The sequence below is a fragment of the Pseudoalteromonas sp. GABNS16E genome (assembly GCF_028598715.1).
In the GTDB taxonomy this organism is placed as follows: domain Bacteria; phylum Pseudomonadota; class Gammaproteobacteria; order Enterobacterales; family Alteromonadaceae; genus Pseudoalteromonas; species Pseudoalteromonas atlantica.
Genome location: NZ_JAQREZ010000016.1, coordinates 53,916 through 72,017 on the forward strand (window position 1 = coordinate 53,916; position 18,102 = coordinate 72,017).

Sequence of the window (18,102 nt, forward strand, 5' to 3'; positions counted from 1 at the left end):
AATTTGGTTTCAATACTAAAAAAGCCGATATTGTATAAATCAATATCGGCTTTTTGTTTTAAAGTTTCTATTATTAAGCTACAAACACAGCTCTCTAAATGGCAAAGTGGCTGCACCAATGGAGACCGGAAAGTTATTAATGTTTGAGACCACCAGCTTAGGCATTGGGCGTTTAGCACCGCGTCTAAATTGTGCGTAAACCTCAGTACGCGCTATTACTTTTTCGGCCAGCTCTTTAGGTATATGGCCGCCAATAATAATCGCTTCTGCATCTAATAGCGCCGAACAACAAGTTGCTACTAAATCAAACGAGTCTTGAACTTTAAATAGCCACTCTTCTACGCCTGGCCATTCGGGGTCAAAGTTATCGTGCAGGTCATAAATTGAATCAACTGCTACACCATTTTTTTTCAAAATGCGCTTTAGTAACTCTAAATTGGGGTGAGCGTATAACTTTGGCGGTAACATATCGCCAAGCTCGCCAGCATTACCGTAAGTACCACGCAATACATCGCCGTTATTTACGATTCCGCCTCCAAATGCCGCCGAGACAAACATATAAACAAAGTTTTTATACTCGCGGCCTATACCTGCAACTCCTTCGCCAGCGGCGGCGCCTGTGGCGTCATTCACCACCCACGTAGGGAGTTGAAAATGCTTAGAGACAATATCGATAATATCAACCTGCGACCACTCCTCTAGCATATGGTGGGTATTCATTTTACCGTCCATAGAACTAAAAAAGCCCGATATACCCACGCCCATACCCAGCACTTTTTCGCTTGCAATGTTATGCTCTGCGCTTATATCGTCCACTAGCTTTTGCGCACTTTTAAGTACGTTATTAATACTCATGTCTGACATAAGCTGCATATGGGTGTAAATAACTTTGCCGGTAAAATCCATGACTGCTACAGAAATAGCATCAAGCAAAATAGCTAAACCAAAGGTAAAGCCGTATTCGGGGTTAAGCGCAATACCAAACCCAGGCTTACCCTTTTTATTAGGGATAAGCGTATCGGTTTGCATTATTACGCCATGCTGAGTTAACGATTTAAGTAAACGCGAGACAGTTTGCTGCGGAATTCGGGTGGCGCTCACAATATGGCTTTGTGTTACGCATTGCTCCCAAAACACCACCTTAATAATATCACGTTCAATGTCTTGAAAAAGCTTACCGCCTTTTCCAAGCTCAAATCCTGAGCGTAATAAGTTACTGTTATTTAGCGAAAACATAGCTATTAACCCTAATAAAATTAGAGCACAAGGTTACGTTAAACCACTTTAAAGAACAAGTAGGCGAGCGCGCCTACTCAATCACTATCACTCTAAAATCGTTAACGTTAGTATTTGTTGGCCCAGTAATAATTAAATCATCAATGGCTTTAAAAAACTGATGGCTATTATGGCCTTCTAACTGAGCGTGTAAGTTTTCGCCAGCAGCAAGTGCGCGCGCAATCGTGCTGCTATCTATATACGCACCGGCAACGTCTTTACTGCCATCTACACCATCGGTATCACAGGCTATGGCATAAATACCCGCCTCGGCGTTAAGCGCCTCAGCCAATGCCATTAAGTACTCTTGATTAGGGCCACCATCGCCATAAACATCGGCTACCGTTACTGTAAGCTCACCGCCAGAGAACAACATAACGCGCTTACCTTGCGCTTTTTGCTCAAGGGCAATTTTAGCATGTGCGCGGGCAACCTCTTTTGCCTCACCTTGAATGTCGTACCCCAGTACTTGCGTATCCCAGCCTTGGTGCTGTGCTACATCAATAGCACTGTCAATCGCGTGCTGGGCATTAGCCACAATAAAGTGTTTGCCTTGAGTATCAGCCTCGCGTGGTTGCTCAGGCTTTAATAAATACGCTTCAATTTCGTTAATAACCGGCCAGTTGTACTTTTGTAAAATAGCCAGCGCATCGGCTTTAGTGCTGTTATCACTAATTGTGGGGCCTGATGCAATATCACTTGGCTTATCCACTACTACATCCGAAATAATCAGCGTGACATAATCCGACTTAGCCGCTTGCGCTAACTTGCCACCTTTAACAAGCGAGAGCTGTTTGCGCACAACGTTAATTTCATCAACACTTGCACCACTTTTAAGTAAAAACTGATTAAGCGCCTGCTTTTGCCCAAACGGTACATCATCTACCGGCAAACACATAAGCGACGAGCCGCCGCCTGATATAATAAACAAAATAGGAATATCGGCCGGGTTATTTTTTACAAGCGCCAATAACTCTTTACCTGCTGCTAAGCTGTTATCATCTGGCGTTGGGTGATTAGCACTAAGCACTTTAATCCGCCCAGTATCGCCGGCACTTTCGTAACCGTAACGTGTCACTACCGCACCAAAGCATTTATCACCATAAAAACGGTTAACCTCTGCAGCCATTTCGGCGGCGGCCTTACCGGCTCCCACCACGCATAAGCCATTACTGGCATCTATATTTTCCAAGTACTTGCTCATGCAAGCACTCGGTTTACAGGCATTTACCGCCGTGGTAAATAAATCGATTAAAAATGACTTTTTAGAATCCATGGGTTAACGCTCACGAAAAAATTGATGGAATAGCAAGGCAAATTAATACCATCACAACAAACATGCTAAGCAGCATAACGATATCTTTACCGGTTAAAATTGAGTTTGAGATAGTCTCAGCGTTTTGCGCTTTAGCAACCTCGTTTACTTCGCGTGGAATCGCAATGCTTGTCGTAAGGGTAATCACCGCAGTGGCCACAAAGCCAATAAAGTTCCACCAAAACCAAAATACGTCTGGCGCAAATACCGACACCAACAAGTTAATTAACACACCACTAATTAAGCCTATGTTTGCATGCAGCGCAGCACTGCGCTTACTAACTACGGCAATTAAAAATACCGCCAGTATTGGGCCATAAAATAACGAGCCTACTTTGTTAATGGCTTCAATAATAGTTGGCGCTATATCACCAGCATAAAGCGATAAAATTAACGTAATTGCCCCCCAAATAAGCCCTAAGTATTTAGCCAGTTTTAAGTAGGTTGGTTGGTCTAGCTCTTTATTTGAAATACGGCTGTAGTCTTCAATACTTACCGCCGAAAGCGAGTTAATAGCAGAGCTAAGTGATGACATAGCCGCAGATAAAATAGCCACCACTAATAAACCAATTAAGCCATGTGGTAAGTAATCTAAAATAAAGATTGGCATCATCCAATCTGGGTTATCGGCTGGAATTTTGGCTAAAAACTCGGGGTTGCTCATAGCCAGTGTGCCTACAATTAAGCCCGACACACAATATAAAATAGTAATAGGAAAACGCACAACGCCGTTGGCTAAAATCATGTAGCGTAAGTTTTTAGGATCTTTTGCACTAAGTGCACGTTGCGCTTGTGTTTGGTCACACCCATAGTAAGAGGCGTAAAGCACCACACCACCAAAAATCATAGGTAAAAAGCCAAAACCATCGCCACTAAATCCAAACGAATCAAATTTTATGGCTTCTAATCGGCTCGAATCAACATTAGCAATAAAGGTATCAACCCCACCTAAGTGATAAAGTCCAAAGCCAATACAAGCAATAGTACCTAGTACAATGATGATCATTTGAATTGCATCACCATACACCACGGCTTTCATACCGCCTTGCAGTGAATATAACACCGTGATCACGCCGGTAAGCACAATGGCTTGCCATGCTTCTATGCCCATGGTGCCTTGGAGAATAAGCGATACCGCATAAATCATAATACCGGTGGCAAATGCGCGGCTAAACTGAAACACCACACTAATAAGCACACGGGTAGAACGACCAAAACGCATTTCTAAGTAATCATAAATACTTACAATGCCGCTTTTATAAAGCTTAGGTAAAATAGTCGCTAAAATTAAAATCATCGCAAGCGGCACACCTAACTCATACGAGAGCCATTGCATACCACCGCCTTCACGCAAACCAACAAATGCAGGAGCCGAAATAAAGCTAATAGCCGAAAGCTGAGTGGCCATTACCGACAAAGCTAAAGGTTTCCACCCTAAGCTTTTGCCTCCTAAAAAGTAATCACTTTTATTGGTTTGTTCGCGTAGCATAAACCCCATTACCAATAAGGCACCAAGGTAAAGAGCAACTATTGAAAAATCTAATATATTCATAATTATTTCGCGTATTCACATTAAGAAAACACAGCGCCTTCTCAAAAATAAAAAACTAAACAGCTACATGCTTACTTCTAAAACAGTCCCTAAAAACAAGCCTATCGCTAACTTAGCTGAAAAATGCATCACAATGCAAAAAGCCTATTAACCCCAAAACAGGTTAATAGGCGTAAAGCATTTATTTAAAAGTCGTATTTGACTCTAAATGTAACGCGTCGTGGGAGAATTGGACGGCCTACAAAGTAAGGATTGTCTGACGTTTGGCTATTACCTAAACGCGGCGAGCCTTCGGTAACACCATCAGAGTCAAACAAATTAAATACCCCTACGCTTAAACGTACGGTTTGCTCTGGGGCGATTTGCCAGTTATAACCCGCATCAAATCTAAACAAGTGGAATGAATCAAGCTCTACAGAGTTTGCATCGTTAGCAAAGTTTTTACCTGTAAAGTTATGATACAAAGCAGCATCCCAATTATCTGCGGTGTAGCTTATAGAAGAGTTAAATAATACTTTTGGTTTACGACGTAACTCGTTACCAATAATAGAAGGGTCTGAGTCAAACTCAGTAAATTCGTGGTCAGTGTAGGTCATGTTGGCATCAACCGCCCACTCATCGGTAATATCGTAGCGACCAGTAAGCTCCACACCCGTTGCTTTGGTTGATTGCATAACAGGCAGCTCTAATACGCCACCGTTGCCATCGTTAACAAAGTCTACGCTGCGTCTGTCTTTTAGGTCGGTTCTAAATAACGCGATGCTACCGCTAAAGTCGTTATCAAAAAACTTAATACCAAGCTCGCCTTGTTCAACAATTTCGGCTTCGTAGCTGGCAGGCTCACCTAAATCGTTAAACTGAATCCCTCTAATTTCTGGGAAGAAAAACCCGCGAGATGCATTCGCGTATACGTTTAAGTTATCGGTTAAGCGGTATAACGCTGCACCCGATACTGCAAATTCAGAGGTGTCTACTTCGCCGTAGGTCATTACACCACTGCCTGTAGTGTTTACCTGTAAATTAGGCGCAAGTGATGGATCATCAGAAATTTGTACAACTTGGCTGCCTTCACGGCTAATTTTGCCGTCAATTTCTTCATAACGTACACCAAAGTCGATAATCCAATCATCGCTTTCCATTTGGTCCGCTATATAAAGCGCACGGCGGGTAGCGCTAATTGTTTGGTTGGTGTAAGAAATACCTGGGCCACTAATACCATTTTGTGTGTACTGAACAACATCACCATCGGCATTGGTGTACGTTAAATCAACCAGTTCTGGGTTATTGTTAAATTCCCCCAAGTAGGTCGTAATAACGTTATCGTCATCGGCTTCACTGTGAGAGAAAAACGTACCTACGGTAATATCGTGGCTAAAATCGCCAACAAAAATACTTTTAACAATATTAAATTCGGCAGAGAAATCCTCTGCTGGGCGGTCTCTATCTAAAATACGATTAGCAAATAATAAGTCATCGCTTGCCAGTGCCTGCCCCGATGCAGTGTAAGTAAACGCTGCATCGCTTACATCACCTAAGCCACGGTTAGCTAAAAACTCTTCTTGGCTCTCAGGTACATTAATAGTACCGTCGCCATCTAAAAATAAATTAAATTCGTGTTGGTACTTTGCGTATTTACTGCGCATGTTAATAGCAAAATCGTTAGCGAGCTCTTTTTCAAACACCACTGAAATAGAGCCACCTTTAGTTACCACACCATCACTAATTGGCGATTCATAACGACCATTGGCAGTATCGTAAGACAGGTTAGACACATTAGCAGTTTGTAATGACTCCACTTCGCGTCCATCGTTACCAGTTAAGCGTTCGCGGCTGTCGCCATCAAGCGGAATAGGCAGGTAAAACTGCGCTTGGTCGTCAATGTATTGGCCATACACAGTAAATGAGCCAGAGCCGTCATCAAATTCTTTACGAATATTACCGCGCAGCTGAGTGCCTTTAGTCTCAAGCCCTGTATCTAACGGACCCTCATCGTAACGGTAAAAGCCCGACAGCGCATAATAAAGGCCATCTTCGTTAAGCGGCCCGCTTGTGGCAAAATCTAAACGGGTACGGCCCTGATCAGAAAGCTCCATTTGCACAGTACTTTGCGGATCATCGCTGCCCGTTTTAGAAATATAGTTAATAATACCCGCTACAGAGCCTTGACCAAATAAGTTAGACACACCGCCACGCACAAACTCTACACGCTCAATACCTAAGTCGTTTCGATAGTACACATCAAACGCCGATGAGTTTAAGCCAAAAACACTCAAACTAGGTGAACCGTCGTACGACAGTGGCGTAAACTGAAACTGACCCGATGAAGGTAAGCCTCTTACTTGTAGGTTTGTTCCAACCTCACCACCGCCCCCTTCTACTTTAATACCTGGGATATAACGTAATACATCTGCTTGGCTGCTTGATGAAAGCTTTATTAATTCATCTTCGCTAATAGAGGTTACTGACTGTGGGGTATCTGAAATAACGCGTCCTTTGCTGGTACCAGAGACGATAATACGTTCAACGTTATTTTCTTTTTTTGCTGTATCTGGCGCAGTCTCTTCTGCGGCAAACGCGCCTTGTGTGAGGCATAAAGATACAATAGAGGCGATCGTAGTTTTATTCACGGGTATTCTCCAATTGTGCTAGTTGTCTGTGTGTAATTACTTAGAGTGTGGCTAAGTAAGTGCGAAATAATCAAGTATACATGTTAGTTTTTTGTTACTTCGAACAGGATTTAAGCACAGAAAAAAAACATTTACAACCCATAATGAGTGCTTTAATATTATCCAAATTGAAAATAACACACAAAGAGCACCCAATATGACTACTACAATCAACGGTAAACTTGATGCAGCCACAGCGGCATCGCTTACAGAACTTGCTACTAAAACACTTATAGCAAACGATTTAGGTGGCTATACCGTCCCTACGCATGGCCTTTACCCGTTTCAGTGGAACTGGGATTCAGCGATTACAGCCCTAGGGTGGATGAAGTCTGACGAGAGCCGTGCGTGGCAAGAAATTGATGTGTTATTTTCAGGCCAGTGGGATGACGGCATGGTGCCACATATCTTATTTCATAAAGACTCAACTACCTACTTCCCTGGTCCAGATGTGTGGGGCTCTGATAAAAAAATTAAAAGTACGTCTATTTCGCAGCCACCGGTTGTGGCAACAGTAATGAAAGAAATGCTTGCCAGCGCACAAGATAAAGCCCTTGCAGAGCAAAAAGTTAAAGCATTATTTTCTCAAGTTGTTGATTACCATTTATGGTGGTACAACGACCGCGATCCTGAAAACACAGGCTTAGTGGTCACTTATCACCCGTGGGAATCGGGTATGGATAACAGCCCATCGTGGGATGATGCCCTTGAAGCTGTACCTGGTGTTGATTGGGAATACACCCGCCGCGACACCAGCCATGTTGATTCGTCGCAGCGCCCGCATAAAAGCGAGTACGACCGTTTCTTATACCTAGTAGACTTTTTTAAACGTAACAATTTTGATAGCAAAGTAATTTACGAAACCTGCCCGTACAAAATGAACGACCTAGGTATTATTGCTATTTTGCACCGTGCGACAAAAGATTTACTCAAAATGGGTGAACAGCTCGGTTTAAACGATGCACGTACCGATTATTTAGCACAGCGTCTAGAGCTAACTCAAACAGCAATTAACACGTTATGGTGTGAGCAAAGCGAATACTTTTACTGTAAAAACGTGTTAACCAACAGCCTAGCGAAAGTTAAAACATCGGCGGCACTACTAACCGTTTATGCTGGTTTAACAACTGACGAGCAAACGCGTATTATTAATACCGCGACAGAAGATTTTATTGAGTCGAGTCAATTTAGTGTGGCATCTACCCACCCTAAAGAAGAAAAATACGAGCCACAGCGTTACTGGCGCGGCCCTATTTGGTTACACATTAACTGGATGATAGCCATCGGCCTTAAAGAAGCAGGGTTTGTGACCACGGCTGATAAAATTCAGGACGACACGCGCGATTTAGTGCTTAAATCGGGTTACTACGAATATTTTAACCCAGAAACAGGCGCCGGCTGTGGTGGTAAAGATTTCTCATGGACAGCCGCTATTGCGCTGCATTGGCTACTTGATTAATAACTAAGGCAGCATTATGAAACACACAATATGTTTTGGTGAAGTATTGGTTGATTTACTCTCTGATAAATTAAGCCAAAACAACAGCGAGCACGAAGCGTTTACTAAGTTTGCAGGCGGTGCGCCTGCAAACGTAAGCGTAGCTATTGCAAAGCTAGGTGGTAACGCCTACTTTGCTGGCATGCTAAGCACCGACAGCTTTGGTGATTTTTTACATAACGCCTTAAAAGAGCAAGGCGTAAAAACCGACTTTATGCGCTTTACCGACCAAGCAAAAACCGCCCTTGCGTTTGTATCACTTGATAAGGACGGCGACCGTACGTTTGAGTTTTACCGTGATAACACCGCCGATCTGCACTTTACTAATAGTGACTTTAGCAGTGAATGGTTTGAGCAATGCGATATCTTTCATATTTGCTCAAATACCTTAACCGACGAGCGCATACGTAAAACCACCGCGTATGGGGTTGAATTTGCCAAGCAAAATAACTCAATTGTCAGTTTTGATATTAACTTACGCCTCAACTTATGGCCTAATAATGCTAACCCGCGTGAACACATTTTACCCTTACTAAAGCACTGCTCTATTATTAAAGCCTCTAAAGAAGAGCTTGAATACTTAGCGGGTGAGCAAACGGGTGAAGAATTTATAGCCGACACTCTCAATAATGGCTGTGAGTTATTTGTGGTCACCGATGCAGGCAACCCGATGCATTGGTATACCAAAAATGCCAAGCAAACGCTTCACCCTAAAAAGGTAACTATGGTTGATGCCACCGCCGCAGGAGATGCGTTTGTAGGTGGATTGTTGTATCAACTAGGCTTACAAAACCTTACACCTAGCTCTTTTAGTAAGCTTTGCGACAACCCCGAAACACTAACAACTATTTTTGAATTTGCTTCGTTATGTGGTGCTCATGCAGCATCTTACAAAGGGGCATTTACGTCTCTTCCTAACGAAAAATCGCTTAACGATTTTAGGAGCGCACTATGAGCCACACACCTGATAACTTTAAAAGCCGCGAATTTTTAACACAACATATTGCCGATACGCTGGCGTTTTACGAGCCAAACATAGACGACGAACACGGCGGTTTTTACCAAAACTTTTCGGATAATGGTGAGGTATTTGATAAGCAAACTCGCCACCTAGTAAGCTCTACTCGGTTTGTATTTAACTATGCACGTGCGTACCAAACCTTTAATGATGAAAAGTACCTAAACCGTGTTAAATCGGGTATTGAGTTCATTCGTAAGCACCATTTTGTTGAGCAAACAGGCGGTTACAATTGGTTATTGAGTGTTGAGCAAGGTAACGCCACTGTACTTGATGATACCAACCACTGCTATGGCTTTGCGTTCGTGATTTTAGCCTACAGCTGGGCATACCGCGTAGGTGTTACAGAGGCGCGCGAATACCTAAACGATACATTTCAAACAATGGAAACCCATTTTTGGGATGCAAAAGCGGGTTTGTATAAAGATCAGCACAACAGTGACTTTACTAAGTGCGATCCGTATCGCGGGCAAAACGCCAATATGCATACGTGCGAAGCTCTTATTGCCGCTTATGAAGCAACTCAAGATGAGCTATTTTTAAATCGCGCGCTCACATTGGCCGATAACATGGTTAATCGCCAAGCTAATTTAATGGGTGGGCTTATTTGGGAGCACTACGATATAAATTGGCAGGTTGATTTAGAGTACAACAAAGACGATCCTAAAAATTTGTTTCGCCCGTGGGGTTTTCAGCCAGGTCACCAAACTGAGTGGTCAAAACTACTAATGTTTTTAAATAAGCATAAGCCACAAACTTGGCTTGTTGAGCGCGCTCAAGCGTTATTTGATAATTCAATAGACGTTGCGTGGGATAAACAACATGGCGGTATTTGTTACGGCTTTGCGCCAGATAAAAGCATATGTGATGACGACAAGTACTTTTGGGTGCAAGCCGAAACACTGTGCTGTGCAGCCTACCTTTATGAAACCACAGGGGATGAAAAATACCAGCAGTGGTATGACAAAATTTGGCAGTACTCGTGGCAGCACTTAGTTGATCATCAATACGGTGCGTGGTTTAGAATTTTAACCGTAGATAACAAAAAAATAGATACCATGAAAAGCCCAATTGGTAAAACGGATTACCATACTATGGGTGCCTGTTTTGACGTGTTGGCGTTATTAAAATAACCCAATAAGGTAAAACATTTAATTGTGTTGTGTAGACCTTTAAACCGCCTTTTTGGCGGTTTTTTTTGCCTAAATAGTTACGCCTTTAACACCCTAAAAATAATCACCACAAAATATAATTTTGTGCGCCCCCTACTTTTTAAACCTCATATTTTGAATAAACACCTAATAATAAAAAATTTTGCACGCCAGCGGCGTATAGTAATATAAAAGATAATAAAAAAGAGAAACTGGCAATGCCAAACGGGAACGACCCCCACACTATTAATAGCAACGAACTTGTTGCCTGGCCGCGCATTGCAGCCATAGCCGCTATGCTCAGCTTTTCGCTGCCCACTTTTATCACCGGCCTAGAAATACATCAAAGTTCAAGTGTGAGTAATACACTGTGGGCGTTAGTTATTGGCTCACTTATATTAACCCTTATTGGTGGGGCTATGGGCACCATAGGTGTAAAAAGCCGCTTAAGCTCTTATTTATTGGTAAAAATAGCGTTTGGTAATGCTGGCGCGGGCATTGTTAATATTGCCTTTGCTTTATCATTAATTGGCTGGTTTGGCGTAAATATTGATTTGTTTTCTAATGCCGTGGTGCGCTTACTCAGTGCAGAATTTAATATTATTATGCCCGAATGGCCCATCGATATAGTCGCAGGTTGCGCCATGCTCATAACCACACTGTATGGGTTTAAAGCCATTAATGTGCTGGCCTCTATCATGATCCCTATTTTGGCTGCGGTCACCGCTATGATGCTTTTTGGCGCGCTCGATAGTATGCCACTGGTTGATTTTATTAATTTAGAAAAATCAGCAGTGCTTTCTCTTGAAGATGGTGTAGCTGCCATTGTTGGCGGCGTTATTATTGGCGCAATAATATTGCCCGACATAACCCGTTTTTCTAAGCAAAAACGTGGCGGCGTGTACACCTCATTTATTGCGTATATGGTTATTGAGCTTTTGGTTATTTTTGTGGCTGTATTTGCCGCAGCCGCCATGCAAGAAACCGAAATATTAAGCTTAATGCTTGCGCTTAATTTGGGGTTTTCGGCGTTTTTTATTGTGATAGCAGGCAGCTGGATTTTAAATTCGTTAAACCTTTACAGTACCGCCCTTAGCGTAGAGGCTACCTTCCCGCATTGGCATAAAAAGTGGGTTATTGTGTTATTAGGTTTGGTGGGAATTGGCGCCGCCTTTATAAATATTTTAGATATGTTTATAAGCTTTTTAGCGTTTTTGTCTGATATTTTTGTACCGGTAGCAGGCGTAATTATTGTTGATGCATTGTTTATTAAACCCCATGCTTATAACGCAGCTGCTTTGGCAAATAACGCTAACTTTTCACTTCCCGCGTTTAGCGCGTGGTTTGTAGGCGCGGCATATGCGGTGTGTAATGGCGCTTTATTTAACGTATCAATGAGTGGTATTACCGTGATTGACGCTATTATATTAACGGCCGTTATTTATACCCTGTTTGCAAAAGCCATTGCGCCCAAACCGGTTGTTCAGCAATAACTTTAAACAATAAAAAGGCGCATAAAGCGCCTTTTTATTACTCTAAATTAGGGGGCTACTCTTCATCGTCTACTTTCATTTCGTCTCGCCATTTAAGTTTTTCCAGCGGGTAGCCTAAAAAGAACTTAGCGCGCTCAAGCACTATGCGTGTAGTCAGCTTTTTAATTGCATACTGTGAGCTGCCGGTTAGCCTGTCGCACATTGCATTAAGCGCTTGAATATCGGCAAAGCAACAAAAAGAAATATAATCAATATCGCCACTTAGTTGCATGCAATCCATTATTTCGGGGATGTTGTGTATGTCAGCTAAAAACTTACGCCGTGCTGCTAGGTTATTGTCCTCTAGGGTAAATTCCATATAGGCAAACACGTGCTCACAAATTTGCTCTAAATTTATATCAGCATGAAAGGTTCTAAAATATCCCGCCTCTTTTAATGCCTTTACTCGCTGAAAACATGCACTGGGCGACAAGTTAACTTGCTCGGCCAATTCAACGTTTGTTAAATCGGCAGTTAGGTGCAGAATTGCCAGTATTTTTTGATTATACCTGTCTATTTTTATCGTTTTTTTCATAACCGGTTTCACATTTAATAATAATGAATTTTGTAAATTTAAGGTCAACAAATACATAAAATTACGCGCTTAAGCGTTATTTTCAGCAATTTGTGTGTGCTGTATTAAGGGTTTAAAAAATATTATTTTGTCTGAAAAAGCGACAATGTTTATCACTAAGTAACATCACCATGATAGTCACATTAGGACATAGAACATGAGCAGATACAACAAAATACGCTTTCGTAAAACACTATTAGCATCGGCAGTTACCCTGTCGTGCATAAACTATGTGCATGCGCAAGAACAACAACAAACAGTAACTGACACTATAGAGAAAATTTCGGTGATATCGCGCGGGCGTGTTGAGTCGATACAAAACGTGCCTGACTCTGTTACCGCATTTAGCGCCGAGACAATCGAAAAATCACGTATTACTAACTTTCGTGATGTTGCTAATTTAACTCCCAACTTATCGCAGCTCGATAATTTTAGGCCCGGCCTTGCCCGTATTACTATTCGTGGCTTAATTACACCGCAGGTGGGCGATCCGCCATTAGCGTTTGTAGTTGATGGTGTTACCGCCCCCGATTTAGAGTTTATAAACCAAGACCTAGTTGATATTGAACGTATTGAAGTTATGCGTGGTGCACAAGGCGCACTGTATGGCCGCGGCGCCATTGGTGGTGCGGTTATTGTGACAACTAAAAAACCCATTGAAGACTTTGAAGGTAAAATTAAAGGCTCTGTAGGTAATGGCAACACGTATAATTTGAATGCGGTTGTATCGGGTTCGCTTAACGATGAAAACACCGCTTATTTTAGAGCCGGTGGTTACATTAAGGATACCGATGGGCTGATTAAAAATACCTACACAGGCGATTACGCCGACCCGTTAAAAGAGCAATCGGTTTTTTCACAGTTAGAGTTTGAGCTAAGCGAAGACACCTCAATAAATCTTAAAGGTAAATACACCTCAAGCGAAGCTGGGTTTGCTTACTACCAAGGGGTGAGCGATGACACCATTGAAGACTTTTCAATTAATACCTCACAAAATATTATTAACCAAGATGAGCGTGATGTGTATGAGCTAAGCGCCAAGCTAACCCAATATTACGATTTAGGTAAATTTGAGTTTGTAACCGCGTACAGCAATTCAGAAAACGAGCACTTTTACGATGGCGACTACTCTGCCGATGCCACCTTTATTGACGAAGATGGCTTTTTTAGAGCCCCATTTGGTACTGAAGGGTTATACGATATTGAATCGTTAACGGTAGAGTCGCGCTTTATATCCCAGTCGGATCAGGCTTTTAGATGGTCGGTGTCGGCGTTTTATCAACAGCGCGACCGCGATACTGCGGTATTATTTTACGATGATTTTACCGATGCCGAAATTTTAACGCGTGCAGATTTTGCCAACGACGAGCCCTACCTTTCAATTATCGACAACAACAGCAGCGATGCATGGGCACTTGCTGGGCAGTTTAACTACGATATAAACGAGCAGTTAGAGCTCACCGGTGCGATGCGTTACGATCACGATACTCGCGAGTCGTTCGATCCAACCAATAAAGACGCCACTTACGCTAAAAAATCGTTTAGCCAATTACAGCCTAAAGTTACCTTAGCGTACCAAATGAATGACGACCTACTGCTTTACACCGGCTACTCGCGTGGCTTTAGAAGTGGGGGCTTTAACGAGCCGGCCGACGGTATTAGCCGCACCTTTGATAAAGAAATTTCTGACAGCTACGAAATAGGCTTTAAAACCGCTTTGTTTAATAACAAAGTTACCCTTAATGGCGCCGCGTTTATTATTGAGCAAGACGATGCGCAATTTACCCAATTTAATATAGATACCTTCACCCTTGAAAACCTCTCTATTGACGAAGTACAAACCAAAGGCTTAGAGCTAGAAGCCGCCTTTGCTGCCACCAGCAATTTAAGTATTAACCTCAGTGCAGGTATTGTTGATTCAGAAATTAAACGCTTTGCACTACGCCCCGAACTGGCTGGCAGGCCACAATTTTGGGTGCCTGAATATAACTACGGGCTGTCAGCAAATCATAACTTAGCACTCAACGGAGAATGGTCACTGTTCTCGCGCGCTGAGCTATTAATTGAAGGCCCTAAAACATCCAGTATTGATATTCCTGATGTTGAGTCGTCGCGTTATACCTACCTAAATGCCGGTGTAGGGCTTAAATCAGAGCAGTGGAGCGTTCAAGTTTACGTAGACAACCTTACGGAGGAGCGCGCTATTGAAGATATTTTTCTACTGGCCGATGGGGTTACAGACCTAGTGCGCCAACCTAATAAGCCTCGTAGTTACGGTATAGAGCTCAGTTACCAATTTTAATTTTTTCACCTTTACAGCAGGTATTTTCTTAATGCCTGCTGTTTTATACCAATCCGCTTAATTAAGTGATCTGTTTTGGGGATGGGTATGAGTTAACCAATAGCGATACACACATGCAAATTCTTAATCGTGACCAACTTATTGATATTTTATACGGCTGCGCCATTTTAGGCACTGGCGGCGGCGGTGAGTTAAGTGAAGGCATTGCCTATATTGACGAAGCACTCGCACAGGGTAAAAGCTTTAAACTAATTAGTGCCGATGAAGTCCCCGCGGGTGAGCTTGTTTGTACGCCTTACATGTTAGGGGCAATATCTGCTTTAAGTGAACAAGAAGAACGCGCGTATGCAAACCTGCCCCGCAGCACTAAGCACGCTATTTTAGCTGCTTACCAGCGCACCCTTGAATACACAGGTAACGATGCTATTTATGGCACTATTTGTTGTGAGCTTGGCGGCTCAAACACCGCAGTATCGTTTTACTTAGCTGCAATGTTTGACGGCTACATTATTGATGCCGACCCCGCTGGGCGCGCAGTACCGGAGATCACCCATTCAACCTATTATTTAAATAACTTACCCGCAGCGCCCATTATTACCGCGAATGAATTTGGTGAGTGCTTTATTTGCGAAAATGTAATGGACGACTTACGCGCCGAAACAGTAGTGCGAGCACTGGCTAAAATTAGCCGTAACGACATAGCAGCCATTGATCATATTTTACCTATTGAGCAAATGAAAAACGCGGTTATTCATGGCACCATTAGTAAAGCCCTTAAACTTGGTAAAGCAATGCGTGAAGCCAACGAGCAGCACGCTAACACCGCACACATAATTGCCAAGCACGGCGGCGGCTTTGTTGCCTTTGAAGGCGAGGTAAGCAAATTTGAATTTAACACCGTAGAAGGCTTTACCTTAGGCGAAGTAACACTTATAGGGTTAGGCGAGTTTGTAAATAACAGCTACAAAATAACGGTTAAAAACGAAAACATGGCCGCGTTTTTAAATGATGAAGTGCACGTAACCATTCCTGATTTAATATGCTGTATTAACAGCCAAACAGGCACACCCATTACTAATCCTAATTACGAGGTAGGCATGAAAGTAGCCGTTGTAATTTTACCAGCGCCAAAGGAATTTACAGGCCCTAAAGGTTTAGAAATATTTGGCCCGCGTTACGCAGGCGTTAACACCCCATATAAAGCAGCGATTGCAAATTAATTATTGCTAAGGGCGTGCTGCAGCTTGCTATACAATGCAGCATGGCCTTTACCAAACTCGGTGGCGTTTCTATCAATGCGACTAAGCCATTCTTTCGCTTGTACCTTTTTACCTATTTGTAAATATACCTGCGCTAAACGTAAGCTATAAATAGCATGGTAAATGCTTGAGGGCTCAGTAAATTTGAATGCGGTTTTATAATAATTTATAGCTTCTAAATACTCTTTATTTTGCTGATAACTGTACGCTAAGTTACCGCTAGCAAGCACTATTTTAGCAGCGTGGTTGGTGTTTTTTATGGCGTTATAGGCCATTAAATTACTTTTTACTGCGTGCTCGTATTGCTGCCACTTTAAGTAAATATGCGCTTTGTTAATGTGCAGCTCTAAATGAAAAATAGGATCGTTATTTTTTGCAAAGCGCTGCTCGGCATCTCTTAGTAATCGCATCGCTGCTTTTTTACTACCAAACACATAGTGTAGGTTAGCCAACTCCACTAATCTTAAAGGGTCACCAAAAGCATTATATATCCCGTCTAACTGGGTAAACGCTTTAGCGGCATACGTTTTAGCTTCTGCTTTTTTGCCAATATAGTTAAGTGCTTTCGCGTAATAAAAATACATTTGTAGCTTAAATACATCGGGCAGCTTATCTTGCTCTAAAAAAGGAGTAATAGCGTTGAGTAAGTTTTCGAACTGTTGGTAGTCGTAGTAGTAATCAAATTGGTAGGTTTTTATTTTGTACCATTGTGCAGGGTTATCTTTGACTTCATTAAGGCGCGTTTCAATATAAGTTAAACAGTGCGTTTTGGGCTGTTGCAAGCAAAACGCTTCATGATCGCTGTAGTTTTCTGATGCTAATGCATTAAAACTTGTAGCGACAATACTTAACAGCAAAAATATACGCACCAATATTACACTCTTTAAAATCACCTTAATTAAGAGTGTAATATTTTTATCTCACCTACCACAATACGCTGAAATACTTATGCATATTGCCCACATGCAAACCCACAACTCCACGCATACTGGAAGTTGTAGCCCCCAAGCCAGCCTGTTACATCGGTTACTTCGCCTATAAAATATAAGCCTTTGGCTTTTTTAGCTTCAAAGGTTTTAGAGCTCAGCTCATCGGTATTAACGCCGCCCAAAGTTACAAACATTATAATTACCAAATTGTTGATCGATGAACTATATTTAAAATGCTGAAATTAAACACGGGGAATTCATGGCTACTAAAATTAAAAGAGATTTAACTAAGTATAGAAATGAAGTAAAACAAAGTAAGAAGCTAATTTCTTTAACTCACCCTGAATTACCTCCCTTTAGTTCATTCATTGAAAATACAAATAAGGGCATTCGATTCTTCTTTGAACCGGCACAAGATAAGGAGTCTGCCAACTCTAGGTTTCATCCCAACTTAAGTAGTGTGATCGGAGCTGGTGAGTTTTCAGAGAGAAATAAAAAAACATCTTTTTACCCTATAGCTGTTGAAAAGCTAGGAAAGGACAATGCTGATCTATTAGCAAGAATGGTAGTTAAGTACTTACAAGTTGAAAGCAAATGGTCTTCTTTATCAAAGCTAAACTCTAGCCTTACACATTTTTGTGTTTATTTAGAGGTGAAGCAGCAAACGCAGTTATTAAAACTATCAGTGCAAACTATAGCTGATTACAGAGAGTATCTTGCTAATATTGCTGAGATTAAAAATGAAACATATTTTAATCTTTTAAAAACTACTCTCCTTGGGTGTGAGTATTTTAATAAACTCGGAATTTCCTCCATCTCTTGGCAATTTAAAAAGACCTTTAATCCCCATGACATCGATATAGAAGTTGCGATGGACTACTCCTACTCTGATCGTGTAATGACACGGTAATCTCCCCATTTTTAATGGAGGTTATCTGTAGAATTTTCGTTGTTTAACTTTTCCAGTTTTTGTATGGGTGTTATCCCACCTATGCCCATGTTAGGGCGTTCATTATTATAAGTCCATAACC

The 18,102-nt window shown here is 41.9% G+C and carries 13 protein-coding genes and 1 pseudogene; 7 read left to right on the forward strand and 7 right to left on the reverse strand.

The genetic code is table 11. The features are described 5' to 3' along the window. Positions 1 to 78: 78 nt before the first annotated feature. The 4 genes from PSI06_RS08900 to PSI06_RS08915 all read right to left on the reverse strand — a co-directional run bounded on the left by PSI06_RS08900 (position 79) and on the right by PSI06_RS08915 (position 6,769). A complete protein-coding gene (locus PSI06_RS08900) occupies positions 79 to 1,236 on the reverse strand; it encodes an ROK family transcriptional regulator (RefSeq protein WP_273603477.1) in 1,158 nt (385 codons plus the stop codon). A gap of 73 nt (positions 1,237 to 1,309) precedes the next feature. Continuing rightward, positions 1,310 to 2,551, reverse strand: coding sequence for a glycerate kinase type-2 family protein (locus tag PSI06_RS08905; protein ID WP_273603476.1), 1,242 nt, complete (start codon positions 2,549 to 2,551; stop codon positions 1,310 to 1,312). 10 nt (positions 2,552 to 2,561) lie between these two features. Then, positions 2,562 to 4,142, reverse strand: a complete 1,581-nt coding sequence (locus PSI06_RS08910) for a sodium:solute symporter (protein ID WP_054982291.1) — start codon at positions 4,140 to 4,142, stop codon at positions 2,562 to 2,564. A gap of 185 nt (positions 4,143 to 4,327) precedes the next feature. Beyond that, positions 4,328 to 6,769, reverse strand: coding sequence for a TonB-dependent receptor (locus tag PSI06_RS08915; protein WP_273603475.1), 2,442 nt, complete (start codon positions 6,767 to 6,769; stop codon positions 4,328 to 4,330). Between the two features lie 196 nt (positions 6,770 to 6,965). Here PSI06_RS08915 and PSI06_RS08920 point away from each other — a divergent pair, with 196 nt between their 5' ends. From PSI06_RS08920 to PSI06_RS08935, 4 genes are all read left to right on the forward strand, one after another. Continuing rightward, on the forward strand, positions 6,966 to 8,267 hold the full coding sequence (locus PSI06_RS08920) for an MGH1-like glycoside hydrolase domain-containing protein (protein ID WP_138684930.1): 1,302 nt from the start codon (positions 6,966 to 6,968) through the stop codon (positions 8,265 to 8,267). A 16-nt stretch (positions 8,268 to 8,283) separates the two neighbouring features. Then, on the forward strand, positions 8,284 to 9,261 hold the full coding sequence (locus tag PSI06_RS08925; protein WP_055252708.1) for a carbohydrate kinase family protein: 978 nt from the start codon (positions 8,284 to 8,286) through the stop codon (positions 9,259 to 9,261). Further along, positions 9,258 to 10,457: an AGE family epimerase/isomerase gene (locus tag PSI06_RS08930; protein ID WP_029774333.1), complete on the forward strand. Its 1,200-nt coding sequence runs from the start codon at positions 9,258 to 9,260 to the stop codon at positions 10,455 to 10,457. The genes PSI06_RS08925 and PSI06_RS08930 overlap by 4 nt, the downstream gene beginning before the upstream one ends. Before the next feature lie 236 nt (positions 10,458 to 10,693). Beyond that, positions 10,694 to 11,968, forward strand: coding sequence for a purine-cytosine permease family protein (locus tag PSI06_RS08935; RefSeq protein ID WP_273603474.1), 1,275 nt, complete (start codon positions 10,694 to 10,696; stop codon positions 11,966 to 11,968). A gap of 55 nt (positions 11,969 to 12,023) precedes the next feature. Here the strand turns inward: PSI06_RS08935 and PSI06_RS08940 are convergent, their stop codons facing one another. Then, positions 12,024 to 12,542: an Lrp/AsnC family transcriptional regulator gene (locus tag PSI06_RS08940; RefSeq protein WP_024031376.1), complete on the reverse strand. Its 519-nt coding sequence runs from the start codon at positions 12,540 to 12,542 to the stop codon at positions 12,024 to 12,026. 196 nt (positions 12,543 to 12,738) lie between these two features. Between PSI06_RS08940 and PSI06_RS08945 the strand changes: the two genes are divergently transcribed. Both PSI06_RS08945 and PSI06_RS08950 read left to right on the forward strand, forming a co-directional pair. Further along, positions 12,739 to 14,883 carry a TonB-dependent receptor gene (locus PSI06_RS08945; protein ID WP_273603473.1) on the forward strand — a complete coding sequence of 715 codons (2,145 nt, stop codon included), beginning with the start codon at positions 12,739 to 12,741 and terminating at the stop codon, positions 14,881 to 14,883. A 113-nt stretch (positions 14,884 to 14,996) separates the two neighbouring features. Then, the gene (locus PSI06_RS08950; protein ID WP_273603472.1) at positions 14,997 to 16,103 is read left to right on the forward strand and encodes a DUF917 domain-containing protein; all 1,107 of its coding nucleotides are present in this window, start codon (positions 14,997 to 14,999) and stop codon (positions 16,101 to 16,103) included. Here the strand turns inward: PSI06_RS08950 and PSI06_RS08955 are convergent. Both PSI06_RS08955 and PSI06_RS08960 read right to left on the reverse strand, forming a co-directional pair. Then, entirely contained in the window at positions 16,100 to 17,011 is a 912-nt protein-coding gene (locus tag PSI06_RS08955; RefSeq protein WP_223230617.1) for a tetratricopeptide repeat protein, read from the reverse strand. The genes PSI06_RS08950 and PSI06_RS08955 overlap by 4 nt on opposite strands. A gap of 77 nt (positions 17,012 to 17,088) precedes the next feature. Further along, positions 17,089 to 17,259, reverse strand: a pseudogene (locus PSI06_RS08960) (NAD(P)/FAD-dependent oxidoreductase); the annotation flags it as partial. Between the two features lie 71 nt (positions 17,260 to 17,330). Here PSI06_RS08960 and PSI06_RS08965 point away from each other — a divergent pair. Next, positions 17,331 to 17,981, forward strand: a complete 651-nt coding sequence (locus tag PSI06_RS08965; RefSeq protein ID WP_273603471.1) for a hypothetical protein — start codon at positions 17,331 to 17,333, stop codon at positions 17,979 to 17,981. Positions 17,982 to 18,102 lie beyond the last annotated feature (121 nt).

Coding starts and splice junctions, on each gene's coding strand:
- PSI06_RS08900 (WP_273603477.1), bottom strand. CDS start 1,236: ATGTTTTCGCTAAATAACAGTAACTTATTACGCTCAGGATTTGAGCTT.
- PSI06_RS08905 (WP_273603476.1), bottom strand. CDS start 2,551: ATGGATTCTAAAAAGTCATTTTTAATCGATTTATTTACCACGGCGGTA.
- PSI06_RS08910 (WP_054982291.1), bottom strand. CDS start 4,142: ATGAATATATTAGATTTTTCAATAGTTGCTCTTTACCTTGGTGCCTTA.
- PSI06_RS08920 (WP_138684930.1), top strand. CDS start 6,966: ATGACTACTACAATCAACGGTAAACTTGATGCAGCCACAGCGGCATCG.
- PSI06_RS08925 (WP_055252708.1), top strand. CDS start 8,284: ATGAAACACACAATATGTTTTGGTGAAGTATTGGTTGATTTACTCTCT.
- PSI06_RS08930 (WP_029774333.1), top strand. CDS start 9,258: ATGAGCCACACACCTGATAACTTTAAAAGCCGCGAATTTTTAACACAA.
- PSI06_RS08935 (WP_273603474.1), top strand. CDS start 10,694: ATGCCAAACGGGAACGACCCCCACACTATTAATAGCAACGAACTTGTT.
- PSI06_RS08940 (WP_024031376.1), bottom strand. CDS start 12,542: ATGAAAAAAACGATAAAAATAGACAGGTATAATCAAAAAATACTGGCA.
- PSI06_RS08945 (WP_273603473.1), top strand. CDS start 12,739: ATGAGCAGATACAACAAAATACGCTTTCGTAAAACACTATTAGCATCG.
- PSI06_RS08950 (WP_273603472.1), top strand. CDS start 14,997: ATGCAAATTCTTAATCGTGACCAACTTATTGATATTTTATACGGCTGC.
- PSI06_RS08965 (WP_273603471.1), top strand. CDS start 17,331: ATGGCTACTAAAATTAAAAGAGATTTAACTAAGTATAGAAATGAAGTA.